The organism is Amycolatopsis sp. NPDC104863 (assembly GCF_055582965.1).
Genome location: NZ_JBVJOW010000002.1, coordinates 1,013,228 through 1,039,165, shown reverse-complemented (window position 1 = coordinate 1,039,165; position 25,938 = coordinate 1,013,228). Strand labels below are relative to the sequence as shown.

General features: G+C 71.0%; 24 protein-coding genes. 16 read left to right on the top strand and 8 right to left on the bottom strand.

From position 1 onward, the window contains the following. The first annotated feature begins 112 nt into the window (after positions 1–112). From ACZ63J_RS14695 to ACZ63J_RS14665, 7 genes are read left to right on the top strand one after another with little or no spacing between them, the layout of a single operon-like run. The gene (locus tag ACZ63J_RS14695) at positions 113–832 is read left to right on the top strand and encodes an acyl-ACP--UDP-N-acetylglucosamine O-acyltransferase family protein (protein WP_465400906.1); all 720 of its coding nucleotides are present in this window, start codon (positions 113–115) and stop codon (positions 830–832) included. A gap of 11 nt (positions 833–843) precedes the next feature. After that, positions 844–1,086: an acyl carrier protein gene (locus ACZ63J_RS14690; RefSeq protein WP_465314005.1), complete on the top strand. Its 243-nt coding sequence runs from the start codon at positions 844–846 to the stop codon at positions 1,084–1,086. Next, on the top strand, positions 1,079–1,810 hold the full coding sequence (locus ACZ63J_RS14685) for an SDR family NAD(P)-dependent oxidoreductase (protein WP_465400905.1): 732 nt from the start codon (positions 1,079–1,081) through the stop codon (positions 1,808–1,810). The genes ACZ63J_RS14690 and ACZ63J_RS14685 overlap by 8 nt, the downstream gene beginning before the upstream one ends. Next, the gene (locus tag ACZ63J_RS14680) at positions 1,807–3,201 is read left to right on the top strand and encodes an AMP-binding protein (RefSeq protein WP_465400904.1); all 1,395 of its coding nucleotides are present in this window, start codon (positions 1,807–1,809) and stop codon (positions 3,199–3,201) included. The genes ACZ63J_RS14685 and ACZ63J_RS14680 overlap by 4 nt, the downstream gene beginning before the upstream one ends. Beyond that, the gene (locus tag ACZ63J_RS14675; RefSeq protein WP_465400903.1) at positions 3,198–4,250 is read left to right on the top strand and encodes a LuxE/PaaK family acyltransferase; all 1,053 of its coding nucleotides are present in this window, start codon (positions 3,198–3,200) and stop codon (positions 4,248–4,250) included. The genes ACZ63J_RS14680 and ACZ63J_RS14675 overlap by 4 nt, the downstream gene beginning before the upstream one ends. Then, positions 4,247–5,491: an acyl-CoA reductase gene (locus ACZ63J_RS14670; protein WP_465400902.1), complete on the top strand. Its 1,245-nt coding sequence runs from the start codon at positions 4,247–4,249 to the stop codon at positions 5,489–5,491. The genes ACZ63J_RS14675 and ACZ63J_RS14670 overlap by 4 nt, the downstream gene beginning before the upstream one ends. Before the next feature lie 12 nt (positions 5,492–5,503). After that, the gene (locus tag ACZ63J_RS14665) at positions 5,504–6,487 is read left to right on the top strand and encodes a lysylphosphatidylglycerol synthase transmembrane domain-containing protein (protein ID WP_465314010.1); all 984 of its coding nucleotides are present in this window, start codon (positions 5,504–5,506) and stop codon (positions 6,485–6,487) included. 296 nt (positions 6,488–6,783) lie between these two features. On the opposite strand, the gene ACZ63J_RS14660 is transcribed toward ACZ63J_RS14665, so the two are convergent. Next, the gene (locus ACZ63J_RS14660; RefSeq protein WP_465401010.1) at positions 6,784–8,670 is read right to left on the bottom strand and encodes a DUF6541 family protein; all 1,887 of its coding nucleotides are present in this window, start codon (positions 8,668–8,670) and stop codon (positions 6,784–6,786) included. Between the two features lie 140 nt (positions 8,671–8,810). On the opposite strand from ACZ63J_RS14660, the gene ACZ63J_RS14655 reads away from it, so the two are divergent. From ACZ63J_RS14655 to ACZ63J_RS14645, 3 genes are all read left to right on the top strand, one after another. Beyond that, the gene (locus ACZ63J_RS14655; protein ID WP_465400901.1) at positions 8,811–10,475 is read left to right on the top strand and encodes a hypothetical protein; all 1,665 of its coding nucleotides are present in this window, start codon (positions 8,811–8,813) and stop codon (positions 10,473–10,475) included. Next, positions 10,472–11,905 carry a glycan biosynthesis hexose transferase WsfD gene (gene wsfD / locus ACZ63J_RS14650; RefSeq protein WP_465400900.1) on the top strand — a complete coding sequence of 478 codons (1,434 nt, stop codon included), beginning with the start codon at positions 10,472–10,474 and terminating at the stop codon, positions 11,903–11,905. The genes ACZ63J_RS14655 and wsfD overlap by 4 nt, the downstream gene beginning before the upstream one ends. Positions 11,906–11,974: 69 nt before the next feature. After that, positions 11,975–12,703 (top strand): lysophospholipid acyltransferase family protein, encoded by a 729-nt coding sequence (locus ACZ63J_RS14645; protein WP_465400899.1) that lies wholly within the window; start codon positions 11,975–11,977, stop codon positions 12,701–12,703. On the opposite strand, the gene ACZ63J_RS14640 is transcribed toward ACZ63J_RS14645, so the two are convergent. Further along, positions 12,700–13,500 carry an HAD family hydrolase gene (locus ACZ63J_RS14640; protein ID WP_465314088.1) on the bottom strand — a complete coding sequence of 267 codons (801 nt, stop codon included), beginning with the start codon at positions 13,498–13,500 and terminating at the stop codon, positions 12,700–12,702. The two genes, ACZ63J_RS14645 and ACZ63J_RS14640, sit on opposite strands and share 4 nt — an antisense overlap. Positions 13,501–13,596: 96 nt before the next feature. Here ACZ63J_RS14640 and ACZ63J_RS14635 point away from each other — a divergent pair, with 96 nt between their 5' ends. After that, a complete protein-coding gene (locus ACZ63J_RS14635) occupies positions 13,597–14,493 on the top strand; it encodes an LLM class flavin-dependent oxidoreductase (RefSeq protein ID WP_465400898.1) in 897 nt (298 codons plus the stop codon). A gap of 135 nt (positions 14,494–14,628) precedes the next feature. Here ACZ63J_RS14635 and ACZ63J_RS14630 read toward each other — a convergent pair whose 3' ends face one another. Then, positions 14,629–16,638, bottom strand: a complete 2,010-nt coding sequence (locus ACZ63J_RS14630) for a DUF6541 family protein (protein ID WP_465400897.1) — start codon at positions 16,636–16,638, stop codon at positions 14,629–14,631. Positions 16,639–16,717: 79 nt separating this feature from the next. Here ACZ63J_RS14630 and glf point away from each other — a divergent pair, with 79 nt between their 5' ends. From glf to ACZ63J_RS14605, 5 genes are all read left to right on the top strand, one after another. Then, positions 16,718–17,941: a UDP-galactopyranose mutase gene (gene glf / locus ACZ63J_RS14625; RefSeq protein ID WP_465314017.1), complete on the top strand. Its 1,224-nt coding sequence runs from the start codon at positions 16,718–16,720 to the stop codon at positions 17,939–17,941. Further along, positions 17,934–18,452, top strand: coding sequence for a phosphatase PAP2 family protein (locus ACZ63J_RS14620; protein WP_465314018.1), 519 nt, complete (start codon positions 17,934–17,936; stop codon positions 18,450–18,452). Before glf ends, ACZ63J_RS14620 begins: the two co-directional genes overlap by 8 nt. After that, the gene (locus tag ACZ63J_RS14615) at positions 18,449–19,429 is read left to right on the top strand and encodes a decaprenyl-phosphate phosphoribosyltransferase (protein WP_465400896.1); all 981 of its coding nucleotides are present in this window, start codon (positions 18,449–18,451) and stop codon (positions 19,427–19,429) included. Before ACZ63J_RS14620 ends, ACZ63J_RS14615 begins: the two co-directional genes overlap by 4 nt. A 113-nt stretch (positions 19,430–19,542) precedes the next feature. Beyond that, positions 19,543–20,307, top strand: coding sequence for a hypothetical protein (locus ACZ63J_RS14610; RefSeq protein WP_465400895.1), 765 nt, complete (start codon positions 19,543–19,545; stop codon positions 20,305–20,307). A gap of 71 nt (positions 20,308–20,378) precedes the next feature. Continuing rightward, entirely contained in the window at positions 20,379–21,896 is a 1,518-nt protein-coding gene (locus ACZ63J_RS14605) for a hypothetical protein (RefSeq protein WP_465400894.1), read from the top strand. Between the two features lie 3 nt (positions 21,897–21,899). Here ACZ63J_RS14605 and ACZ63J_RS14600 read toward each other — a convergent pair whose 3' ends face one another. The 5 genes from ACZ63J_RS14600 to ACZ63J_RS14580 all read right to left on the bottom strand — a co-directional run bounded on the left by ACZ63J_RS14600 (position 21,900) and on the right by ACZ63J_RS14580 (position 25,898). Beyond that, the gene (locus ACZ63J_RS14600; RefSeq protein ID WP_465400893.1) at positions 21,900–22,406 is read right to left on the bottom strand and encodes a YceI family protein; all 507 of its coding nucleotides are present in this window, start codon (positions 22,404–22,406) and stop codon (positions 21,900–21,902) included. Further along, complete coding sequence (locus ACZ63J_RS14595; protein WP_465400892.1) at positions 22,403–23,014, bottom strand: VC0807 family protein; 612 nt, start codon at positions 23,012–23,014, stop codon at positions 22,403–22,405. Before ACZ63J_RS14595 ends, ACZ63J_RS14600 begins: the two co-directional genes overlap by 4 nt. A gap of 51 nt (positions 23,015–23,065) precedes the next feature. After that, positions 23,066–23,686: a VC0807 family protein gene (locus ACZ63J_RS14590; RefSeq protein ID WP_465400891.1), complete on the bottom strand. Its 621-nt coding sequence runs from the start codon at positions 23,684–23,686 to the stop codon at positions 23,066–23,068. An 89-nt stretch (positions 23,687–23,775) separates the two neighbouring features. Then, complete coding sequence (locus ACZ63J_RS14585; protein ID WP_465341648.1) at positions 23,776–24,531, bottom strand: decaprenylphospho-beta-D-erythro-pentofuranosid-2-ulose 2-reductase; 756 nt, start codon at positions 24,529–24,531, stop codon at positions 23,776–23,778. Beyond that, positions 24,528–25,898, bottom strand: coding sequence for an FAD-binding protein (locus ACZ63J_RS14580; RefSeq protein ID WP_465400890.1), 1,371 nt, complete (start codon positions 25,896–25,898; stop codon positions 24,528–24,530). The genes ACZ63J_RS14585 and ACZ63J_RS14580 overlap by 4 nt, the downstream gene beginning before the upstream one ends. Between the last annotated feature and the right edge of the window lie 40 nt (positions 25,899–25,938).

Below are 25,938 nucleotides of genomic sequence, written 5' to 3'. Positions count from 1 at the left end.
TACAGTGAGCCGCCGGTTCTGCGCCCGGCCGCCCTGCATGAACGCGGGCCACACGTTACCGGGCGCGGTAGCACGCCCAGTACCCAGCCGCCGACGAACGGACACCCGACCCGTGGCCAACCGCATCCACCCCACCGCCGTCCTCGGTGAAGGCGTCGAACTCGGCGACGACAACGTGATCGGGCCGTTCGCCGTCATCGTGGGCCCGGCGCGGATCGGCGACGGCAACTGGATCGGCCCGCACGTGACGATCGGCACGCCCGGCGAGGACCGCGGCCGCCCCCACCCGGCGGCCTGGGACGAAGCTCCGGCGGGTGACGCGGATCACGACGGCCACGGTGTTGTCATCGGCAGCCGCAACCGCATCCGCGAGTACGTGAGTGTCCACCAAGGGACCTGGCGGACAACGACGATCGGCAGCGACGGCTACTTCCTCCGCAACTCCCACATCGCGCACGACTGCCTGGTCGGCGACGCCGTGACGGTCGCGTCCAACGCCGTCACCGGCGGCCACTGCCACATCTGGGACGGCGCGAACCTCGGCATGGGCGCGATCCTGCACCAGAAGGTCGTGATCGGCCCCGGCGCGATGATCGGCATGGGCTCGGCGGTCCGGCGCGAGATCGGCGCGTTCACCATCGCCGTCGGCAACCCGGCGCGCGTCACCGGCGTCAACGTCGTGGGCCTGTCCCGCCGCGGCCTCGACGAGGCGACGATCGAGGCGCTCGGGCCGTGGCTGAAGGGCAAGGAAGGTCTCCCGGACGTCACGTTGCCCGAAGACCTCTCTACCTTGGTAAAGGCGTGGGACGCCCGCCCGCGCGAAGAGCACTAGGAGTCACGCACATGTCTGTCGCCCCCAAGCTGCGCGAGGTCTTCGTCGAGGCGCTGGACCTCGACGCGGACGTGGACGTCGAGAACCTCAAGTACCGCGACCTCGAGGCGTGGGACTCGGTCGGCCACATGGCGCTGGTCGCGGCCATCGAGGACGAGTTCGACGTCGAGTTCGACACCGACCAGGTCATCGACATGTCGAGCTTCAAGGTCGCCGTGGACATGGTGACCGAGCTGCAGTCGAAGAATGACTGATCTGACCGGTCGGGTCGCGCTCGTCACCGGCGGGACGCGGGGGATCGGCCTGGCCACCGTGCGCGCCTTGGTGGAAGCGGGCGCGACGGTGGTGCTCACCGGCCGCGACGAGGCCCGCGCCAAGGAAGCGGCTTCGTCCGCGGGCGCCGCGGCCGGGCTCGCGCTCGACGTCACCGACGCGAAGGCCGTGTCTTCGCTGGTCAGGGGCGTTGCGAAGGAGCACGGGAAGCTCGACATCGTCGTCGCGAACGCCGGGATCATGGAAGACGCGCTCCTCGGGATGATCCGCGAAGAGCTCGTCGACACGACGCTGAGCACGAACGTCGCCGGCACGCTGCACACCGTCCAGGCCGCGGCCCGGGCGATGATGCGCAAGAAGACCGGGGCGATCGTGGTGCTCGCGTCCATCGTCGGCGAGTACGGAAGCGCTGGTCAGACGGTGTATGCGGCGTCGAAGGCGGCGGTGGCGAACATCGCGCGTTCGGCCGCGAAGGAGCTTGGTCGTTCGGGCATCCGGGTCAACGCGGTCGCGCCGGGCGTGATCGAGACCGACCTGACCGCGGGCCTGAGCGAAGACGCGAAGGCGGAGAACACCGGCAAGACGCCGCTCGGGCGGCTCGGCCGGGCGGAAGACGTGGCGAACGCGATCCGGTTCCTGGTGAGTGATGAAGCGTCCTTCATCACCGGACAGGTGCTGGGCGTCGACGGAGGCTTGGTGTTGTGACGCTGTTGGGTGCGGGAGCCCGGCTGGTCGATGTGGCCGGGGGCCGCACGCTGGCGGGCGCGGAACTGTCGGCCGAGGTCGGCCGGCGGATGGAAGAGCTGGCCGAGCTGCCGGCCGGCGTGGTGTTCGCGCGGATGTCGGTCGACCTGCCGAGCGTGCTGACCTACCTCGGCGCGTTCGAGTCCGGCCGGGCGATCGCGCTGATCGACCCGGCGTTGGACGCCGACGTGCTGGCCGGGCTCGTCTCGCGGTTCCGCCCGGCCGCGGTGCTGTCCGCTTCGGGCGACGCGCCCACCGGGTACGCCGTGCAGGGCTCGGACTGGGTCCGCTCGTCGGCCGAGGGTGTGAAGCCGCACCCCGACCTCGCCGTGCTGCTCCCGACCAGCGGGTCCACCGGCAACCCGAAGCTCGTCCGGCTCTCGCGGCAGGCGGTCCTGGCCAACGCCGACGCCATCGCGCAGGTGCTGCACATCACCTCCGACGAGGTCGCGCCGACCTGCCTGCCGCTGCACTACAGCTACGGCCTCTCGGTGCTGAACTCGCACCTGGTGCGGGACGCGACGGTCGTGATCGAGCCGTCGGGCGTGCTCGGCCGCGGCTTCTGGGACGCGGTGAACGAGCACGGCGTGACGTCCCTCTCGGGCGTCCCGTACCACTACGAAATGCTGCGGCGGCTCAAGTTCGACCCCGCGAAGTACCCGACGCTGCGCACGCTGACGCAGGCCGGCGGGAAGCTGCGCGACGAGCTGATCGCCGAGTTCAACGACAAGATGACCGCCGTCGGCGGCCGGATGTACGTCATGTACGGCCAGACCGAGGCCGCGCCGCGGATGACGACGGTGCCCGCCGAGCGGCTGGCCGAAAAGCTCGGTTCCGCCGGGCCGGCGCTGCCGGGCGGGGCGTTCGCCGTCCGCCGTGACGACGGCTCGGAGACCACGCACCCGAAAATTGTCGGTGAGGTCGTCTACCGTGGGCCCAATGTGATGCTGGGTTACGCGGACGACGAGTCCGGCCTGGCCAAGGGCGACGAATACGGCGGTGTGCTCGCCACCGGTGACCTCGGGTACCTCGACGAAGAGGGGTACCTGTTCATCACCGGGCGGCTCAAGCGCATCGGCAAGGTGTTCGGCAACCGCGTCAGCCTCGACGACCTCGAGCACGCCGTGCGCACGGCGGCGGTGGGGATCGACGTGGTGGCCGCGGTGCCCGCCGGCGACAAGGTGGTGCTGTTCGCCGAGGGCGTCGACAAGGCGATCTGCAAGGACGCGTCGAAGGCGCTGTCCGAGCGGCTGCACCTGCACGCCAGCGGGTTCGACGTGCGCCCGATCGACACCGTGCCGCTGCTGGCCAGCGGGAAGATCGACTACCGGTCATTGGAGGCGAAGGTATGAGCGTGTTCACTCGGTCGCAGGCCGACCGGGAGGCGTTGCTGCTGCCCGAGCTGGCCGCGTTGACGTCACACCATCGGGCGAATTCCGAGGGGTACGAACGGATCCTGTCGTCGCTGGGAATCGCGCCGAACGCTTCCTTCGCCACGATCGCCGACCTGCCCTGGCTGCCGGTGCGGATGTTCAAGACGCACGACCTGAAGTCCGTTCCGGACAGTGAGGTCTTCAAGACGCTGACGTCGTCGGGCACCACGGGCGCCGGCGCGTCGCGGATCTACCTGGACAAGGAGGCGGCGGGCGCGCAGACCAAGCAGCTCGGCGCGACCCTGCAAGAGGTCCTCGGCGGCGAGCGGCTGCCGATGCTGATGGTCGACACGATCGGCATCATCAAGAACCGCCGCTCGTTCTCCGCGCGCGGCGCGGGGGTGCTGGGCATGGCGAACTTCGGCCGCAAGCACACGTACGTGCTCGACGAGAACGACAAGCCGGACGTCGAAGCCGTCAAGAAGTTCCTGGCCGAGTACGGCGACAAGCCCTTCCTCATCTTCGGCTTCACGTTCATGGTGTGGCTGTACCTGTACGAGGTCGCGCGCGACAACGGTCTCGACCTGTCGAACGGCATCCTCATCCACAGTGGTGGCTGGAAGAAGCTGATCGACCGCGCGGTGGACAACACCGAGTTCCGGCGTCGCTTCAAGGAGGACACCGGGCTCACCCGGATCCACAACTACTACGGCATGATCGAGCAGATCGGCACGGTGTTCCTCGAAGGCCCGTCCGGGAACTCGCTGTACTGCCCGGACTTCGCCGACGTCGTGATCCGCAACCCGGAGACGTGGGAAGAGCAGCCGGTCGGGGAGCTGGGCGTGATCGAGGTCGTCTCGACGCTGCCGCGGTCGTACCCCGGGCACGTCCTGCTCACTGAGGATCTCGGCGTCTACAACGGGATCGACGACGGCGACTGGCCGGGCAAGCACTTCTCGGTGCTCGGCCGGCTGCCCAAGGCCGAGGCCCGCGGCTGCTCGGACACGTTCTCGGGAGCGGCGGCGTGACTTCCCTGACCCAGCGTTTTCCCGCTGCTCCTGCCGTTGCGGTGACCGACCTGGTCGACGAGCTGCGCGCGTCGCCGCCCGGCGGCCGGCTGCGCGTCGGTGACCCGCGGGTCGTCGAGTTCATCACGAAGTTCGCGCGCAAGCTGCTGGCCCCGGCCACGGCGCGCCGCTTCCCGGAGCTGGCGTCGCTCGGCTTCTTCCTGCGCAAGGGCGAGATCGCCAAGGCGTTGTCCACTTTGGACACCACCGGTGGCGCGCTGCGGTTCCCGCGCGGGCTGGTGTTCCACGTGCCGCCGGCGAACGTCGACACGATCTTCGTCTACTCGTGGGCGCTGTCGGCGCTGGCGGGCAACCACAACGTCGTGCGGGTGTCGTCGCGCTCGGCCGACGCCGCCGAGGCGGTGCTGGAGGCGCTGAACGCGGCTCTGTCCGAAGTGGACTCTTCGGTCGCCGCGGCGATCACGGCCACCCAGCGGATGGTGACGTACGACCGCAGCGACGAGGTGAGCGGTGCGCTGTCCCTGGCCGCGGACCTGCGCGTCATCTGGGGTGGTGACGGTTCCGTCGCAGCCCTGCGCAAGTACCCGCTCGCGCCGCACGCGCGTGACCTGACGTTCCCGGACCGCTCGTCGTTCGCCGTCGCGTCGGTGGCGGGCTGGCAGCGGGCGTCCTCGGAAGAGCGTCGCGCGGCCGCCGAGGGGTTCTACAACGACTCGTACTGGTTCGACCAGGCCGCCTGCTCGTCCCCGCGCGCGGTGTTCTGGGTCGGCGACGAGGCCGGCGCGCAGGCGGCGGGCAGCGAGTTCCGTGCGCTGCTGGCGTCGGTGCTGGAGACGAAACAGCACGTCACCGAGCCGGCGATGGCGGTCCAGAAGCGCGTCTCGGCGTACGGCGCGGCGGCCGACGGGCTGGTGAGCGGTATCGAGTTCGCCGGCAACGGCCTGGCCACTTTGGAGCTGACCGACCCGGCGGTCCTGCCGCGCGAGTGGCTCGGCGCGGGCACGTTCGCCAACGCACGAGTGTCCTCTTTGTCCGATCTGGTGCCGATCGTCCTGCGCAAGGACCAGACCGTCGGCCAGTTCGGCTTCACGGCCGAGGAGCTGACGGCGTTCGCGCACGAGCTGGCGGGCCGCGGCGTCGACCGGATCGTGCCGTTCGGCAGCGCCCTGACGTTCTCCGCGGTCTGGGACGGTTACGATCTGCTGGCCGAATTCAGCCGCCTGGTCACGGTCCAGGCCTGAGGAGATGCGTCGATGACGACAGTTGAGTCGCCGGAATGGGAGACCCCGGCTGCCGGAAAGCAGCCGAAGTCGACCAAGGCGAAGATCATCGACGTCGTCCGCTGGGTCGCGATCCTGCTGGTCATCGGCTTCGCGGCGAAGCAGCTGGCCTCCAACTGGGGCGAGTTCTGGCACACCCTGAGCGACGTCGCGTGGCAGTCGTCCCTGCTGAGCCTGGTCGCCCTGGTCGCGGCGATCATGGTCTCGACCTGGGGCTGGCAGGTGATGGTCGACGACCTGGGCAAACCGATCGGCTACGCCCGCGGCGCGCAGATCTGCCTGGTCGGCTCGCTCGGCAAGTACGTGCCGGGCTCGGTCTGGGCGTACCTGCTGCAGATGGAGCTGGGCCGCAAGGCCGGCCTGGCCCGCGCCCGCATCTTCACGGGCTCCCTGATCCAGCTCGGCGTCGGCGTGGTGTCGGCGCTGGTGGTGTCCCTGCTGGCCGCCCCGGCGGTGTTCAGCAACAGCCCGCGCGCGCTGTGGCTGTTCGTGCTCATCCCGGTCGGCCTCGCGATGCTGCACCCGAAGATCCTGACCTGGGGCACGTCGCTGGTGCTGCGGGTGCTGCGCCGCCCCCCGCTGGCCCACCCCCTGGGCTGGCGCGTGGTGGGCAAGGTCTTCGGCGCCTCGACGGCGGCGTGGTGCCTGCAGGGGATCCACCTGTGGCTCCTGGCGAACTCGGTGGGCACCCCGGGCTTCAGCGGCTTCGTGCTCTGCGTGGGCGCGATGGCGGTGGCGATGACGGTGGGCACGTTCGCGTTCATCCTCCCGAGCGGAGTGGGCGTCCGCGAGGTGGCGCAGGTAGCGGTCCTGACGGCCAGCGGCCTGACGGTCGGCCAGGCCACAGCGTTCGCGGTGGCCTCCCGAGTGATGTTCACGGTGGCCGACCTCCTGACGGCAGGCATGGCAGCAGTAGCGGCCCGCACGGTCCGCCCCCCAGCGCCAACAGCCGCCTGACCAGGCTGTCCAGCACCTGTACCCAAGTTGCCCACAGCCGTTACGCACATGTGGACAACTAAGCCCGAGAACCGCTCACCCAGGCCTTTTGTCCCCCACCCCGGATAGAATGGACTCGGGGACGCCCCCCAAGGGAAGGGCGGGGCCGCTTGGACGGCGGCGGTCGTTTGGCCCAAGCCGGGTGCACCGAGATGCACCTGAACCGCCGGTTCACCCACGCAAGCGGCCCATGCCCAAGCGTTCAGACCGAGAAACCGCCAGCCGAGCCGAACCCGACGTCAGAAACTAACCGGAATTCACGACACCAAGCGATAGATCACCGCATCCGAATTGCGGTAAACCTCTTTCAAAAACGGTTCCCCCGCCAGCCCCACCAACCCCGCCTGATACGGCTTACCCGGCTCACTAGACGGCTTCCCCAAAATCACCCACCGAATATCCAACCGCCGAACCGCTGCCCGCACCGCCGGATCGGTCTCGTAGTCCCGGAACCGCCCCGCCAGCAGCACCGCGTCCGAAGGCAGCAACGTCTCGTCGAAGTGCCCAGCGACGGTCCGCACCCCCGAGAGCGCGTATGTCCACGCCGTCCCGTCGAAGCGGTCGTTCATCGCCCACTCGCCCGGGGCCGCCAGACTCCCCAGCTTCTCCATTGCCGTCGCCTCGGCCGGAGTCACGCGCAGCGTTGACGGGTCCGCCGCCTGGTAACCCGGGTACACACGCGCGCCGTTCGAACGGAAGTACAAGCCGTTGGACAGCAACACGAAACCCAGCAACACCACCACAGCCACCGCCACTGCCGGCACTCGGGACGGAAGCCGGTCGCGCAGCCACGCCTGGGTGGACGCCAAGCCGTGGGCCGCCAGGACGCACAGCGGGATCGCCGCCATCGAAAAGAACCGGTACGGGTCGTCCCACCAGGGGCGGGACAACGCCATCACGATCGGTGCGTTCGACGACGCCACCGCCATGTACGCCAGGCCCGTCACTGCCGCCGTCAGGCCGATCCAGCGCAGCGCGCCCGCGCGGGCGAAGAACACGATCCCCAGGAACAGCGCCACCGACAGCCACACCTGGGGATGCGGTTCGTAGTGCTGGAAACCGAGCAACGCCCCCAGCGCCGTCGACGCGCGGTACTCGCTCGGCCAGCCGTAGTACGGCACCGCGCTCGTCGCCAGGCCCAGCGCGCCGAACAGCTGCAGCCACGCCACCAGCAACGACACCGCCGCGATCGGCACCAGCGCCACTAAATCACGGCCGATGCGGCGCCACGACGAGAGCCAGCGCTGCACCAGCAGCGGCCCGGCGAACAGGATTCCGCCGAACAACGTCGACGAATGGATGCACAGCAACCCCACCGCGGCCAGCACCAGCACCAGCCCGGTGTCCGGCGCGACCCGCTCCAGGTATCGGCGCAGAGCCACCGCGGCCAGCGGCGTCAACGTCACGCCCAGTGCGAACGGCAGCAACGGTCCGCGATCCATCGACTCGTAAACACCCATCACCGGCGCCACCGCCGTCAGCGCCACCGCGCCGGCCAGCACCGCGCGGCCGCGGAACTCGCGCACCAGCGTCACCAGCGACAACGCGAGCAAACCGGGCAGCAGCACGGTGTTCGCGTCGAGCGTCTCCGGGATCGACGTCCCGCTGAGCCGGTACGTCACGGACGCCAGCAGGTGGTACGCGTTGGGGTAGAACACCGGCGCCGCGTCGCCGTACCAGTTCACGTGGCCCGTCCCGAACAGACCGCCGTCGCCGGTGTCGGCGATGTAGCGCACCGCGTTGCCGTGGTACACCGCGTCGAAACCCTGGGGCAGCGCGCCGATCCGGCCGAGCCCGAGGACTGTCGCGGAGAGACCGATCGCCGCCGCGAACAGCAGGCACACCAGCACCGCCAGGTGCCCGCGCCGCGCCCACAAGCCCGGCTCCGGTTCCGGCGCCCAGCGGCGCACCGTCAGTTTCCGGACACCCCAAGCGATCGCGGTGAACACGACCGTCGAAAGCGCGTAGGTCAACGGCGTGAACGACCAGCCCAGCGCCGCGGTCCACGGCCCGGTCAGCCCGCCGATGGCGTAGCTCAGCAACGGCGCCAGCCCGGCCAGGGCCCAGCCGCGCAAACCGGCCGCGAGACCGGTCAGCAGGCCCGGCAGGGCGATCACGAGAATGGCGACGCTGACGGAGAGCACGGTGGAGACTAAGCCGCCGAAGGCCGGTTCGAACGGGACCAATTGCGGACTTCGAAAGGCGATACCCGATCGGGTTATATTGACAAGAGTCTTTCCCTGCTTGACTGGCGCCGGCGGGGTGATCTTCACGAGGGGGCCGGGTGGTTTACGCGGTCGTGGTGGCGTGGCTGGTGCTCGCCGCGATCGTGGTGCTGACCTGGGGACGCCTGGACACCGACCGCGGCTGGCGCGGCCTCGTCGTCGCGCTCACCCTCGGGTTGTCGCTGCTCCACCAGCTGATGTTCGCGACCGTCACCGAAGACGCGCTCGTTTCGTTCCGCTACGCGCAGAACATCGCCGACGGCAACGGCCCGGTCTTCAACCCCGGTGAACGCGTCGAGGGCTACACGAACTTCCTCTGGCTGGTCTTGATCGCGCTGCCGCGGGCCGCGTTCGGCGCCGACGTGCGGACCACGGCCGTCGTGTTCGGTGTGGTCGCCACCCTGGGCTGTGTGCTCGTCTCGTTCTTCCTGGTGAACCGGATCGTCGGGGCGGCCACGCCGGAGGGCGCCGAGCCGCGGCCGGCGATCGGGGTCGCCGCCGCGGTGCTCACGGCGAGCGCCGGCGGCCTCGCGGTCTACGGGCCCTCCGGCTCCGAGGTCCCGCTGTTCGTGCTCCTGACCCTCGCCGTCTGCTACTCGCTCGCGGCGCGCCGCCCGGTGGTCGCCGGGGTGCTCGTCGCCTTCGCCGTGATGACCAGCCCGCAGGGTCTGGTGATCGCCGTCATGGGCGGGTTCTGGCTGCTGGGCGCCGCGCTGAAGAAGAAACACAGCTGGTGGGCGCCGGTGGGGTTCATCCTGGGCGCGGTCGTGTTCCTCATCCCCCGGCTGGCTTGGCGGGCGACGTTCTACCAGCACTTCCTCCCCGCGCCGCTGGCCGCGAAGCTCGACGGCCCGCTCGGGTCGCAGGTCGCCGCCGGCTGGCCGTACCTGTCCGGGTTCGCCTTGGCGCACCAGGGTTTCCTGCTGCTCGGCCTGGTCGCGGCGGTCGCCCTGCTGCTGCGCCGGACCAAGGGGGTCGCGCTCGAGGCCCGCGCCCTGATCTGGCTGCTGTTCGCGACGGTCGTGGGGCTCGCCGCCGTGGCTGTGCTGGCCGGCGGTGACCTGGACCCGGCGTGGCGGCTGCTGGCGCCCGTGCCGCCGCTGGTCGCCGTCGCGTCGGTCGCCGTGTACGGCGTGCTCACGGCGGACGTCGAAGGGAAGCCGTCACCCCGGCCGCGGGCCTGGCCCGCCGCGACCCGGCTCGTCCCGGTGACCGCCGGCGGGCTGGCCGGGATCGCGGTGCTCGTGTCCGTGTTCAGCCCCGAGATGCTCGACCGCGTGCGCGACTGGCGCGCGTACGGCTCCGAGCTCACCGAAATCGGCGGCTGGCTCGGCACGTACCTGCCGCCCGGCTCGGTGGTCAGCGCCGCCGCGCCCGGCGCGCTCGCCGCCGAGGGCGGGCAGCTGCTCATCATCGACGTCCTCGGCCGCACGGACGAGCACATCGCCCGCGAAGGCCGGCACGACGGCGGCGTCACGACCGACTACGACTACGTGGTCAACGGCCGCCAGCCGACCGTCGCCGTCCCCTCCGACGGCGGGTACGCCGAAACCCAGCGCTGTGTGATCGACCCGGTCTACGCCGGCAAGTACCAGGTCGCGACGTTCCGCCGGGTCGGCACGCCCTACTGGGTCGCCGTCTACCCGCGGGCGGAGCAGGCGAAGTCCGTGGTCATCGACCTCGACCGGGGCCCGGACTTCCGCTACGTACCCTGTCCTTCGTGAAGCTCGAGGTCCCGAAACGGCAGCTGGACGCCGAAGCGCTGCTCGGGCTCGGGGTGTTCGGCGCGGCGCTCACCCTGTTCGTGGTGCGGTTCCTGGTGCCGCGCCCGGTCGCGATGTCCAACAACGGCGACGGCGCCCGGGTGCTGTGCGGCGCCGGGATCACCTGGCACAGCGGGCCAGAGGCGTTCATCCACCTCGCCTACCGCGCGGAGCCGGGCTCGGCGCCGTGCCGGCCGACCTACCTGCTCACGCAGAGCTGGCTCGCGGACGTGGCCGTCCGCCTCGGCGGGGTGGTCGGCGCCCACGCGACACTGAGCCTGGTCGTGCTGGGTCTGCTCAGCAGCATCATCGCCGCGGGAGCGATCGCCGCGATCGTGCTCGGCCTGCCGTACGGGCGCCGGGCGCGGCTCGCCGTCGCGGCCGGGCTGCTGCTGGTCGTCGCGGATTCGGCGTTCTTCGGGTACTTCGCCGCGGTGCTCGGCGAAGGCGCCGCCTTCCTCGGCCTGCTGCTCGCCGTCGGCGGCCTGCTGCTGACCGCCCGCGAAGGCCGGTGGAGCTACGCGGGCATGGTCGTGACGCTCGTGGGCGGCGTGCTGGCGGTCAACGCCAAGGTCCAGACGCTGACCATCCTGCCGATCCTCGTGGTGGCGATCCTGCTGGTCCGGCCGGGCAGCCTGCGCGGCGCGCGGCGGTGGGCGTCGGCGGCGCTGGTCATCGGCGCGCTCGGCGCCGTGACGCTCTACGCGCAGCAGAGCGTCGAGCCGGCCGTCGCGCCCGACGGCTCGCTCGCCGCGCGGCCCGGGGACGATTCGCGCGAGATCAACGTCTTCAACTCGATCTTCCTGAACATCGTCGACGGCCGGCACGACACGCAGGCCGACCTGGCCGACCTCGGGCTGCCGCCGTCGTTCGCGCAGTACGCGGGCAACGGCTGGTGGCACCCGCACCCGGCCACGATGGACCCGCTCTACGCGCAGTACCGCGGCCAGATGAGCCGCCGCAACGTCGTCACGTACTTCGCGACGCACCCGGGCCGGACACTCGAGGTGCTCAACCGCGCGGCGACCGACCAGCTCACCGCGCGCCCGGACTACCTCGGCAGCTTCGACCAGTCGGCCGGCTTCGCGCCGCACGCACAGGAGCACCGGGTGCCCGTGGTGTCCTGGCTGACCGGTCTGATCGCCCCGCTCGGCCTGTTCGTGCTGGTGCCGATCTGGCTGTTCGTGCTGGTCAGGGCCTGGTTCTTACGCCGGGGGCCGCTGGGCGTCGTGCTGGGGTTCCTGCTGGTCGTCTCGCTGACGCAGTTCGGCACTGCGGCCCTCGGCGACGGCATCGAAGGCACCAAGCACCAGTCCGTCGCGCTGTTCACGATCCTGCTGGCCGTCGTGCTGGCGATCCCGGTCCGGCGGCGGGCCGTGCGGACGGCGTGAGCTTCGCCCGTTTTGTGTTCTTCCCCGCTGAACGGCCGCGCGGAACCTACGGTCCCGTAACCTGGCGGGATGGCTGACCTCGTGTACCCGCCCGTGATCGCGGCGGCCCGGACGATGTTCCGGGTACTCGACAACCGCATCCGGGTCGAGGGCGCGGAAAACATCCCGCGGCACGGCGGCGCGGTCATCGCGTGCAACCACGTGAGCTACCTCGACTTCATCTTCTGCGGCCTCGGCGCGCGCCCGGCCAAGCGGCTGACGCGGTTCATGGCGAAGCAGGAGATCTTCGCGAACCGGATCGCCGGGCCGCTGATGCGCGGCATGCACCACATCTCCGTCGACCGCTCCGCCGGGCTGGCCTCCTACCGCGAAGCGGTCCAGAAGCTGAAGGCCGGCGAGGTCGTGGGTGTGTTCCCGGAAGCGACGATCAGCCAGTCGTTCACCGTCAAGGAGATCAAGTCGGGCGCCGTCCGGATGGCCGCGGCGGCCGACGTCCCCGTGGTGCCGATGGCGCTGTGGGGCACCCAGCGGCTGTGGACGAAGGGCCGCCCGAAGGACCTGACGCGCCGGCACGTGCCCGTCCTGATCCTCGTCGGCGAGCCGATGCGCCCGGCGAAGCGCGACGACTGGGACGTCGTCACGAAGGAGCTGCGCGACCGGATGAGCGCGCTGCTCGACCGGGCCCAGGCCGAGTACCCCGACCAGCCCGCGTCGGACGAGGACCGCTGGTGGCTGCCCGCCCACCTGGGCGGGACCGCGCCGACCCCGGAGGAAGCCGCGGAGCTCGACCGCCGCTAGAACCAGCGCTCGAGGACCTGCGCGACACCGTCTTCGCCGGCCGGGCCGGTGATTTCGTCGGCCACGTCCTGGGTCTTCGGGTGCCCGTTCTCCATCGCGACGCCGTGGCCGGCCCAGCGCAGCATCTCGACGTCGTTGGGCATGTCCCCGAAGGCGATCACGCGCGCGGGCTCGACGCCGAACCGCTCGGCGACGTCGGCGAGGCCGGTCGCCTTGGTGATGCCGTGCGCGGACAGCTCCACCAGGCCGCCCGAAGACGAGTAGGTGACGTCGACCTCGCGGTCGAACAGCGAGTTCAGCGCGTCGGCCATCTCCTCCGACGACATGCCGCGGTGGCTGACCAGCAGCTTGATCGCCGGGTGCCCGACCACCTCGGCGCGCGGCCCGACGCGGCCTTCGCCGTCGCCCCACGGGTTGTGGTAGTCCGGTTCGATCACGAAGTTGCGCATGTCGTGGTCGACCGCGCCGGTCGCGACCCGCTCGGACGCCAGCCGGCAGCCGGGCAGCGCCTTGTCGAGCGCGCTCGCGATGTCGTTGAGCAGCTCCGGGGCGAGCAGGCCGTGGACCTCGACGATCTCTTCGGTGCCGCAGTCATAGAGGACGGCCCCGTTGGCGCACACCGCGTACCCGGTCAGCTCGAGCGGCTTCGCGATCGGCGCGATCCAGCGTGGCGGCCGGCCGCTGGCGAGCACGAACGGCACCCCGGCGTCGACCACCCGGCGGACGGTCGCGATGGTGCGGGCACTGAGGGCTTCGGAGGGGCCGAGCAGGGTGCCGTCGACGTCGGACGCGATCAGAAGGGGTCTCTCCACTCCGCCATTGTCCCTGACCCGTTCGGGTGGCCGCGTCCCCGTCCGAGCGTTTGTCGGTGGGTACCGCTACCGTCCGGCAGTGTGCGAGTAGGCATCGTGATTCTTCCGGAAGATCGTTGGTGGGCGGCCGAGCCGAAGTGGCGCGCAGCCGAGGAGTACGGCTTCGACCACGCGTGGACGTACGACCACCTGGGCTGGCGCAACCTGGTCGACGGGCCGTGGTTCTCGGCGGTCCCGACCCTGACGGCGGCGGCGATGGTGACGTCCCGCATCCGGCTGGGCACGTTCGTGGCGTCGCCGGTCGCGCGGCACCCGGTGCCCTTCATGCGTGACCTGACCACCCTGGACGACGTTTCGGACGGCCGGTTCGTCCTCGGCGTCGGCGCGGGCGTCGACCACCTCCACTACGACGGCCAGGTGCTGGCCGCGCCGGAGCTCACGACCAAGCAGCGCGTGGACCGCTTCACCGAGTTCGTCGAGGCCCTCGACGGGCTGCTCATGACCGACAAGTTCGACTTCGACGGCGAGTACTACCGCGCCCGCGGCGCCCGCAACCTGCCCGGCACCGTCCAGCGCCCGCGGCTGCCGTTCGTGGTCGCGGCGAACGGCCCCCGCACGATGACGCTGGCCGCGCGCTTCGGCGCGGGCTGGGTGACCACGGGCAAGGGCGGCGCGACCGAGGACGACTGGTGGCGTGGCATCAAGGAGCTCACGGAGGTGTTCGACCGGCGTCTCGACGACGTCGGCCGCGAGCGGGCGAGCATCCAGCGTCACCTGAGCGTCGACGCGTCCCCGGTGTTCTCGCTGAGCAGCGTGGAGGCGTTCCGCGACGCCGCCGGCCGCGCCGAAGAGCTGGGCTTCACGGACGTCATCGCGCACTGGCCGCGCTCGTCGGCGCCGTACGAAGGGCGCGAGGCGGTGCTGGAGCAGGTGGCGAGCGACGTCCTGCCGGAACTGCACGCTAGGCCGAACGGGTGACATTCGCCTAGCCGGGAAACCGATTGCCGTCCCGACGGCGTCCTTCAGGCAGACGTCAAAGATCACCCCGGGGGTGGTTGGGGGACGGGAGGCCCTCGTGGCCGCGGCACGGGGCGCCGCGGCCACGAGGGCTCTTTACTTCACGATCCGGTAGATCACGGCGCCCGGGTTCCGGTACACGACCTGCAGGAAGTCGTGCCCGTCCAGGTGCTGCAGGCCCGCCGCGATCGGGGTGTCGCGGCGGATGGTGCCGCTGCCGATCAGCACGTAGTGCACGTTCAGCCGCTGGGTCGCCGCGCGCACCTGCGGGTCGCTGTCGTAGTCGCGGAAGTGGCGGGCCAGGTAGTCGGCGTCGAAGGGCACCACGCCGGCGTCGTAGTGCGCGGCCACCGGGTGGACGCCGGTCAGGGCGTACATCCACGCCGTGCCGTCGAGACGGTCGTTGAGCACCTTCTGGTCGGCCGGGATGCCGAGGGTGCCGAGGTGGTCCATCGCGTCGATCTCGTCCTGGCTGACCGGCGGGACCACCTCGCCCGGGAGGCCGTTGTAGTAGAGCAGCGACACCGTCTTGGCGTTGGCCGCACGGTAGAACCCGCCGGTCAGCACGCCCATCGCCACGACCAGCAGCACCGCCGACACGAGCCCGACCCGGCCGGTCAGCCACGGCCGCGCCCGCACCCACGCCCGGCCGCTCGCGAGCTTCGCCAGCCACCGCTGGGTCTCGCTCATGCCGTGCGCGGCGAGCAGGCACATCGGGATCGCCGCGAGCGCCATCAGCCGGAAGCGGTCGTTCCACCACGGCCGCGACAGGCTGATCACCCAGTCTTCGCCGCCGAAGCACGCGACGACCACGAACAGCGCCGACAGGCCGATCGCCGAGAGCCCCAGCCAGCGCATCCGCCGCAGCCGCACCAGCGTGAACACCCCGAGGGCGAGGAACACCGTCAGCCAGATCTGCGGCACCGGCAGCACCTGCTTGAACGTCGCCAGCATGGCGAGCGCCTTCCACACCGCCATGTGCGAGCCCCACGCGTGGTACGGGTACGACCCGGACGTGAAGGAGATCGCGCCGAGGATCATCGGCGCGGCCAGCACGCCCGCCGCGACCATCACCGGCAGCATCCGCAGTACGTCCCCGCCGACGACCCGCCACCCGGCGCGGCCGGCCGGCACGCCGTCGACCCGGCGGCCGCGCAGCGCCCGGTACCAGCGCTGCACCACAACCGGGAACGCGAACAGGATCGCCCCGAACAACGCGCTCGAGTGCGCGGCGAGCAGGCCGGTCGCGCTCAGCGCCAGCACCGCGCCGGTGTCCACCCCCGGCCGCACGACGAACCGCTGCAACGCGACCACGGCGAGCGGCGTCAGCACGATGCCCAGCGCGAACGGCAGCAGGCCGCTCGACACCGACTCGTACGCCCCGGTCGTCGCGCCGCCCGCGACCAGCGCGGCGCAGCCGGCGAACACCGCGCGGCCGCCGAGCTGGCGCACCAGCGCGACCATGGCCAGCGCGAAGAGCCCGGCGATCGGCATCGTGACGGCGTTCAGCGTGACCGGGACCGACGTCCCGGACAGCTGGTAGACCAGCGCGCCGACCAGGTGGTAGGCGTTCGGGTAGAAGGAGCCGTCCGGGTACCAGTTGAGCGTGCCCATGCCGGTCAGCGAGCCGTCGCCGGTCTCGGCGATGTAGCGGATGCCGTTCGCGTGGAAGACGGTGTCCCAGCGCTGGAACACCGCGGTCGTGCCGCCGCGGCCGGAGACGACCACGGCGATCGACACCGCCGTCGCGACCGCGACGCAGGCGCCGACGGCCAGGTGCGCCCGGCGCGTCCACGGCACCGGCGGCTCCTCGGCGCCCGGCGACAGCCACCCCCGGGCCGTCGCGAGCCGGCGCAGGCCGTAGAGCACCGCGGCGAGCAACAGCGTGCACGCGGCGACGCTGAGCGAGCCGTACGGCACGTGGATGATCGCCAGCCACGGCCCGGCGAGGCCGGTGATGGCGTAGCTGAGCAGCGGGGCGAGGCCCGCCAGGGCCCAGCCGCGCACACCGGCGGCCCATCCGACGACGCCGCCAGGCACCGCCAGTACGGCCAGGTAAGTGGCCACCGCGGCGAAGTAGCTCCAGAAGTCCTCGGGTGCAGGCACTGCTTTCCAGGTGTGTCGTAGGCCGAAATGTGATAGTCGGGTGCGGGCCGGGATACCGACCTGCGTACCCTCGACGCCCGTGAGCGCGCACACGAACCCCGCCAAGATTACTGAAGACGATTTCGCAGGTTACGACCTCGTCGTCGTCGGGTCCGGTTTCTTCGGCCTGACCGTCGCCGAACGGGCCGCGGCCGAGCTGGGCAAGAAGGTCCTCATCCTCGAGCGGCGTAGCCACATCGGCGGCAACGCCTACTCCGAGGCGGAGCCCGAGACCGGGATCGAGGTGCACAAGTACGGCGCGCACCTGTTCCACACCTCGAACAAGCGCGTCTGGGAGTACGTGAACCGGTTCACCGGGTTCACCAACTACCAGCACCGCGTGTTCGCGCGGGTCAAGGACCAGGTCTACTCGTTCCCGATGAACCTGGCCCTGATCAACCAGTTCTTCGGCAAGTCCCACACCCCGGACGAGGCGCGCGAGCTGATCGCCAAGCAGTCGTCCGAGTTCGAGACGGCGAACGCGCAGAACCTCGAGGAGAAGGCCATCTCGCTGGTCGGCCGTCCCCTCTACGAGGCCTTCATCCGCGGGTACACCGCGAAGCAGTGGGAGAACGACCCCAAGAACCTGGGCGAGAACATCATCACGCGCCTGCCGGTCCGGTACAACTTCGACAACCGGTACTTCAACGACACCTACGAGGGCCTGCCGGTCAACGGGTACACGGCGTGGCTCGAGAAGATGGCCGAGCACGAGAACATCGAGATCCGGCTGAACGTCGACTACTTCGACGTCCGCGAGCACATCCCGGCCGGCACCCCGACCGTCTACACGGGTCCGCTGGACCGCTACTTCGGCTACTCGGCGGGCCGGTTCACCTGGCGCACCGTCGACTTCGAGTCCGAGGTCGCCGGGACCGGCGACTACCAGGGCACCTCGGTCGTCAACTACAACGACCAGGAAGTCCCGTACACCCGGATCATCGAGTTCCGCCACTTCCACCCGGAGCGGGACTACCCGAAGGACAAGACGGTCATCTTCCGCGAGTACTCGCGCTTCGCGGACGAGAACGACGAGCCGTACTACCCGATCAACACGCCGGAGAACCGCGAGAAGCTCGAGGCCTACCGCGAGCTGGCCAAGGTCGAGGCGCGCGAGAAGAACGTCCTGTTCGGCGGCCGGCTCGGCACGTACAAGTACCTCGACATGCACATGGCCATCGGTTCGGCGCTGTCGGCGTTCGACAACAAGATCGCCCCGCACCTGACCGACGGCGCGCCGCTCGACGGGTCCCTCGATGCTTGAGAAGGGCGCCCCGACGGGCGAGGTCGCCGTCCTTTCGAAGGCCCAGGGCTTTCTGAAGAGTGACGTTTCGGTGAAAGCCGCGCGCGGCATGTCGCACTTCGGCGAGCACGCCATCGGCTGGTTCGGCCTGGGCCTGCTCGGCGCCGTGGTCGACAAGAAGCGGCGCAAGGACTGGCTGGTCGCGTCGGCGGGTGTCGTCGGCGCCCACGCCGCGTCCATCGCGGTGAAACGCGTGGTCAGGCGGCCGCGACCGGACCACCCGAGCGTCGAGGTCCTCGTCGGCACGCCGAGCAAGCTGAGCTTCCCGTCGTCGCACGCGACGTCCACTACGGCGGCGGCGGTGCTCTACTCCGGATTGACCGGGCGTAACCTGGTGCCCGCCCTGGTACCGCCGATGCTCGCCTCGCGGCTCGTGCTCGGCGTTCACTATCCGACAGACGTTCTGGCCGGTGCGGCCCTCGGGGGGCTCGTCGGTGGTCTGATACGACGGAAGCTGAAGAAGAACCCATGAGCGAGACGACCGAGCAGCGCAACAGCGACGAAGCGGCCGTGACTCCCGAGGCGCCGGAGACCCCGGCCGCGGTGGAGACGGCGACTGCCGCCCGTGGGCCGTTCGGCCTGGTCGGCGGCGTCATCAAGACGGCGCGGCCGCGCCAGTGGGTCAAGAACGTGCTGGTCTTCGCGGCCCCGTTCTTCGCCTTCTCGAAGTCGACCGACCGCACGGGCCTGCTGCTCGACGCGATCGTCGCCTTCGTGGCCTTCTCCCTGGTGGCGAGCTCGGTCTACCTCATCAACGACGCCGTCGACGTCGAGGCCGACCGGGCCCACCCGACCAAGCGCAACCGGCCGATCGCGGCCGGGATCGTGCCGGTGCCCGTCGCGTACGGGTCCGCGGTCGTGTTCTTCCTGGCCGGTCTCGGCGTGTCGTTCCTGGCCAGCTGGCAGCTGGCGGTCGTGCTGGGCGTCTACGAGGCCGTCCAGCTCGGCTACTGCTTCGGCCTCAAGCACCAGCCGGTGGTCGACCTGGCCATCGTCGGCTCGGGCTTCCTGATGCGCTCGATCGCCGGCGGCGTCGCGGGCGGCCTCGCGCTTTCGCAGTGGTTCCTGCTGGTCACGGCGTTCGGCTCGCTGTTCATGGTGGCCGGCAAGCGCTACGCGGAGATCATGCTGTTCGAGCGCACGGGCGCGAAGATCCGCTCGTCGCTGAAGAAGTATTCGGCCAGCTACCTGCGGTTCGTCTGGGCGACGTCGGCGGCGATCCTGATCATGTCGTACTGCCTGTGGGCGTTCGAGATCCGCCAGACCGAGCACAACTCGGTGTGGGCGCTCATCTCGATGGTGCCGTTCGTGGTGGCGGTGCTGCGGTATGCGGTGGACGTCGACGGCGGCATCGCGGGCGAGCCGGAGGAGATCGCGCTCAAGGACCGCGTGCTCCAGGTGCTCGGCGCGACGTGGGTGGCCACGCTGTTCCTCTCGTTCTACCTGTGACGTCTCATTGCGGATCGACAGGTTGGCTTCAGGTTCAGCACAGCTGACGGGGTCACCCTGAGGTGGTGGGGGCGGGCAGTGCGCCCGTCCCCGTGACCACCACAGGAGCGACCATGAACGACCAGCCGCGCGACCCGAAGCAGGTCCCGCCCGACTCGACCGTCGAGCAGCCCACCCCTGGGGCGGCCCCTGACCAGCCGACCCAGCCCCAGCCGGCCGCCGCTGAGCAGCCGACCGCTGCCGCGCCGGGTGCTGGTGCCGCGCCGGGCCAGCCCGCCGCCGCTGAGCAGCCGACCGTGGCCGGCCCGACCCAAGCCCAGCCGACCACGGCCGCCCCGGGTGCCGGTGCCGCTGGCCAGCCCGCCGATGCGGCCGCGGCGCAGCCGACCGCCGCCACTCCGGCCGCTGAGCAGCCGACCACGGCCGCGCCGGGTGCCGGTGCCGCGCCGGATCAGCCCGCGCCTCCGGCCGCCGACGCGACCACCGCGCACCCGCAGCCCGGCGCCACCCCCTCCGGCGGCCAGCTGCCGCCGCCGGTGCCGCCCACCCCTCAGCTCTCCCAGCCCGGACCCGGCCAGACCTACGGCGCCTGGGGCGCACCCCAAGCCGCTCAACGCCAGCCCGGCGGGTTCCGGCGCTTCGTCGGCCATCGCGCCACCCAGCTCGTCGGCGTGGGCGTCCTCGGCCTGCTGATCGGCGGCGGCGTCGTCGGCGGGATCGCCGCCGCGACCAGCCACGGCCCACGCGATGGCCGTCCCGGCATCCACCGCCAGTACAACGGCCCCAACCAGGGCCCCGACGGCCGTGGCTTCCCCGGCCGCGGCGGCGGTGGAAACTCCGGCAATTCGGGCGAATCCGGCTCCGGGAACGGCATCTGACCGCTGTGGGGTGAGCCACCCGCACCCCACTCAGATCACAGAAGCATCACGGCCGGGGTACGGTGTCCGGGATGCGAAGCGCCTCCGCAGGACTCCCGAAGGCCGCCGGTGCGCTGCCGGCGGCCCTGCCCGTCGCCCGTTCGTGGGCCTTACCAGCCGGGGCCGCGACGGCTTCCGCCCTGGTGTTCGCCCTGGTCAGCAGCCACCTCATCGATGACACCTACATCACGCTGTCGTACGCGAAGAACCTCGCCTTCCACGGCCACTGGGGCCTGATCGAGCAGGGGACGGCGAACACCGCGACGTCGCCGCTGAACGTCCTGGCCCTCGGCGCGGTCACCTTCGTCGTCCGCGACGCCGTGCTGGCCGCCGGGGTGGTCTTCGTCGCCGCGCAGGTGCTGCTCGTGCTGGGCCTGCGCCGGCTGGGCGAGCGCACCGGCCTGCCCCCGGCGTTCGCGCCGCTGACGTTCGGGCTGCTGCTGGTCAACCCGCTGCTGCTGTCGTCGATCGGGCTGGAGGTCGCGCTCGGCGCCACCGGGGTCGTCTGGACGCTGGTCTACGCGGGGGAGCGCAACGCCGGCCGGCTCGGTGTGGTGATCGGGCTGCTCGCCCTGGTCCGGATCGACCTGCTGCTCATCGCGGCCGTCCTGTTCGCGGCCCGTCGCGAGTTCTGGACCGGCATCTGGCGCACGGCGTTCGCCGCCCTCGCGGTGACGCTGCCGTGGTTCGGCTTCAGCTGGGTCGTGCTCGGCTCGGCCGTGCCGGACACGCTGGTCATCAAGATCAGCCAGCAGTCGTGGGGGCCGTTCAGCTTCACCAACGGCCCGCTCCTGTACTGGCGCAACTTCCCGGTCCAGGCCACGCTTTCGTTCCTGCCACTGCTGCTCGCCGGGGTGGCGGGCGTGGCCTGGGTCATCCTGTACCGCCGCGGGTCCGAGACCGCCCGGCGCCTGACGCCGTTCGCGGCGCTGGCCGTCGCGGGCGCCCTGCACTACGTGGCCTACAGCCGGCTGGGCGTGCCGCCGTACCACTGGTACTACGCGCCCAGCATCATCGGCGCGACGATCTTCCTCGCCGCCTGCGCCTCGGCGGTCCCCGAGCGCGTGCGCCGCGGGACGTGGACGGTGGCCGGCGCGGTGCTCGCGGTGAGCGTCGCGGCGTACGCGCTGCCCGGTCTCCCGCGCCAGTTCGCGCCGATCACCAGCAACCACGCGTCGACGACCGAGTACCGCGAGATCGGCCAGGAGCTGGCCGCGATCGCCCACGGCCGCAAGGTGGAGACGGCGGGTGAGGTCGGCGCGCTGGCGTACGCGTGCGACTGCGAGCTGGTCGACGAGTTCTCCGACCGCGGCGCCGTCGACCCGGCGATCACCGAGACGAAACGCCGCAGCGGCGAAGTCGGCCGGGCGCTGCTGGAGGCGAACTTCCACAACTTCGACCACAGCGTCGCCCCGATCAGCCCGGACCTGGTCCTGACGACGACCCGCCGCGCCCCGCCCTCGACGGCGCTGGCGAGCTGGCGGATCGACTCGCCGTGGATGGGCACCCAGAACCTGTACCTGGTGCCCGCGCACGCGGCCGGGAGCTGAGCGTCAGCTCCGGACGGCGGTGACGTCCAGCGTCAGCGTGAACTCGCGGCCGCCCAGCCGTTTGCCGTACGTCAGGCCGAACGCGAACCGGTCCACCACCGTCGCCGCGCGGGCCGAGAAGCCCTCGGGGGACATCTGGACCGCGTCGATCGCGCACTGGACGCGGGCCGCGGTTCCGCGAACCGTGACGACGCCCTCGAGTACCCACCGCGGCCCGTCCGCCACCGGCCGGCCTTCGGTGAACGTGATGAGCGGGTGCTCGCGGCCGTGGAGGAACCGCCGTGACTGCAGCTCCGTGTCACGCAGGCGGTCGCCCGTTTTGAGGCCGCTCGCGTCGATCTCGGCCGTCACCCGCGACTCCGTCACCGGGTCGGCGACCACGACCACCCCGCCCGCCAACGGGAACTCGCCGTCCACAGTGGACATTCCGAAGAGGTGCGTGCCGGAGACGCCGATCCGGCAGCGCGCCGGGTCCAGCCGGTACTCGCCGGGTGGCGGGATCTCGATCATCGGCGTGCCCACATGCGGTTCATCGTGCCCTCCCGCGCGAGCATGACCTGGGTGACCACCTGGAGCACCACAAAACTCGCGATGGAGAGCACCGTATCGAGTCCGGGCACCACGTCCACCGGAAGCGAGTACGCCATGACGATGCTGAGCCCGCTGTGGACCAGCCCGCCGACCCCCCAGACGACCGTCAGCACCCGCCACACGCGCCGGAACGACGGCGTGTCCGCCCAGCGCGCCTCGAGCTCGTCGGCGCGGCCGGGCACCAGCGCCAGCGTCGCCTGGTAGGTCGTCGGGCGGCGGCCGACGCGGAGGCTCGCCAGCATCCAGACGCCGATCAGCACGCTGAACCACGCGCCGCGGACCAGCTGCAGCCGCGCGTCGCCGGTCAGCAGCGTGGTCGCCAGGCCGAGCGCGACGATGAGCAGCACGAACACCCCCATGCCGTCGACGCGCCGGTGCCGCACCGCCAGGTACAGCACCCGCAGCGCCGGCGGGAGGCCGCTGAGCGTCAGGGCCCAGACCGGCGCGACGTCGAACGCCCGCAGCAGGTAGTAACCGCCGACCGGCGCGGCGATGTCACAGAGCAGCGCGAACAGCGATTTCCCCATGCCCCCGAGCATTGCCGACCGGCCGGGGCACCACCATCGTCGAGCTGGTGGTCAGGCATCAACCGTCCGGTTGATGCCGGCCGTCAACCGCTTCCGCGTGACCTTCGCGCCGAGCACCAGGCCGCCGGCGGTGAGCACGGTGTCGAGGACCGGCACGACGTCCACCGGGAGCGTGAACGCCATCAGCACGACGACGCAGCCCAGCAGCAGGCCGCCGACGCCCCACCAGAGCGTGACCGAGCGCCACTGCTGCCGGAAGTCCTCGTCGGCGGCCCAGCGCGCTTCGAGCTCACCGGCGCGGGCCGGCTGGAGCGTGCAGATCATCCGGAACAGGAACGGCCTGCGGCCGGCGACCAGGCTGACCAGCATCAGCCCGCCGAGCAGCAGCCCGACCCAGGCGCTGCGGACCAGCAGCAGCCGCGGGTCGCCGGAGATCAGCGCCACCGCGCCGTTGACCACCAGCACCGCCAGCACGAACGCGCTGAGCGGGTCGATCCGGCGGTGCCGGACCAGCACGTAACCGGCCCGCAGCACCACCGGCACGGCGCTGACCAGCAGCGCCCACAGCGCGTCGACGTCGAAGGAGCGCAGGACGTAGAAGAGGGCCATCGGGAGCGCGACGTCGCGGAGGAGCATCGTCAGCCCACCGCGGTCGCTCGTCGTGGTTGTCATGGTGACAGCCTGTTCCGGCGGCGACCGCGGCACATCGGCGTGGGGACCGGTCCCGGATGGAGCCGGGGATCAACCCCCGGGTGGAGAACTCAGATGGGGAGCTTGCGGAAGATCGGCCGCGGGACGTGCCGCAGCGCCGACATCACCAGGCGGAACGGCGCGGGCGCCCAGATCAGGTCCTTGCCCGCGCGGGCCGCCGCGACGGCCTGCGCCGCGACCTGGTCGGCGTTCTGGGTCAGCGGGGCGTCCTTCATGCCGTCGGTCATCTTCGTGCGGACCTGGCCCGAGCGGACGACCGTCACCTGGACGCCGTGCGGCGCGAGGGCCTCACCGAGGCCCAGGTAGAAGCCGTCGAAGCCGGCCTTGGACGAGCCGTAGACGAAGTTCGAGCGCCGGACGCGCTCACCCGCCACCGACGACAGCGCGATGACCGTGCCGTGGCCCTGGACCTTGAGCTTCTCCGACAGCGCCACGCCGACCGACACCGCGGCGGTGTAGTTCACCGTCGCCGCCTCGACGGCCTTCGTGTGGTCCTGCCACAGCTCCTCGGCGTCACCGAGCAGGCCGAACGCGACCACCGCGACGTCGATGTCGCCGCTCTCGAACGCCTTGTCCAGCACGGCGGGGTGCGACGCCAGGTCCTTCGCGTCGAAGTCCACAGTGGACACCTCGGCGCCCTTGTCCTTCAGGCGCTGCGCGGCCGCGTCGAGCCGCGGCGACGGGCGCGCCGCGAGCACGACCCGCAGCGGCTTCTCGGCCAGGTACTGCTCGGCGATCGCCAGCGCGATGTCGGACGTGCCGCCGAGCAGCAGCAGGGACTGGGGGTTGCCAACAGCGTCGATCACAGCTCGAGCCTCCGGCTCATGTCAGAGGCGAAAACGCCTTCGGGGTCAACGGCGGCGCGGACCTTGCGCCACTCTTCGAGGCGCGGGTACATCTTCGCGAACGTCTCGGGCGAGGTGCGCGAGTCCTTCGCGGTGTACAGCCGCCCGCCGAGCTCGAGGACGTCGTCGTCGAGCTCCTGGCAGAACCGGCTCAGGCCGTCCTTGATCGGGAAGTCGACGCAGACCATCCAGCCGGGGTGCGGGAACGACAGCGGCGCCGCGTTGCCCTCACCCATCCGCTTGAACACGTTGAGGAAGGAGACGTGCCCCGACTCGGCGATCTTCTTGACGATCCTGCGCAGCGGCTCGTGCGCGTTCAACGGCGTCGAGAACTGGTACTGCAGGAAGCCCTTGGAGCCGTAGGCGCGGTTCCACTCGCCGAACATGTCGAGCGGGTGGTAGAAGGCCGTGAGGTTCTGGACGACACCGCGGGCTTCCTTCGGCGTCTTCCGGTAGTACAGCTCGCCGATGCCGCCGAAGGTCAGCTTGTTGGCCAGGCCGTTCGGGAAGATGTCCGGCAGCGTCGCCAGCTGCGGGGCGTCGAACTTGAGCGGGTTCGCGCGCAGCTTGGGCGGCAGCTCGTCCAGCTTGGCGAGCGAGCCGCGGCCGAAGGCGGCGCGGCCGAGCTTCGAGCCGGTGGAGATCGTGTCGAACCACGCCGAGGAGTACGTGTAGTTGTCGTCGGAGCCGTTGCTGACCAGCTCGAGTGTCTCGTCGAGGTTGTTCGTGCGCTCGTTGTCGGCGAGGAAGTACGCGGTTTCCGTCTTGGTCATCCGGATCGTCGCGCGGACGATGACCCCGGTCAGGCCGATGCCCGCCACGGTCGCCCAGAACAGCTCGGCGTCCGGGCCCTCCGGCGTCAGCGTGCGGACCTTGCCGTCCGCGGTGACCAGGTCCATCGACACGACGTGGTTGCCGAAGCTGCCCGCGCTGTGGTGGTTCTTGCCGTGGATGTCGTTGGCGATCGCGCCGCCGACGGTCACCTGGCGCGTGCCCGGCAGCACCGGGACCCACAGGCCGTACGGCAGCGCCTCGCGCATCAGCTGGTCGAGGCTCACGCCGGCGTCGACGTCGACGAGCGCGGAGTCCGGGTCGATCGAGTGGATCCGGTTGAGCGCGGTCATGTCGAGGACGAGGCCACCCGCGTTCTGCGCCGGGTCGCCGTAGGACCGGCCGAGGCCGCGGGCGATGACACCGCGCTCGCCGGCCTGGGTCACGGCACGGGCGATGACCTCGACGTCTTCGGTGCGCAGCACGTCCGCGGTGGTCGGCGCCGTCCGCGCCCAGCCCGTGAGCGTGCGACGCTGTGTCTCGAGTCCTGGGGTCACCCGACCAGGGTAGCCACGCCGAACGACGCCCGGAACGTGA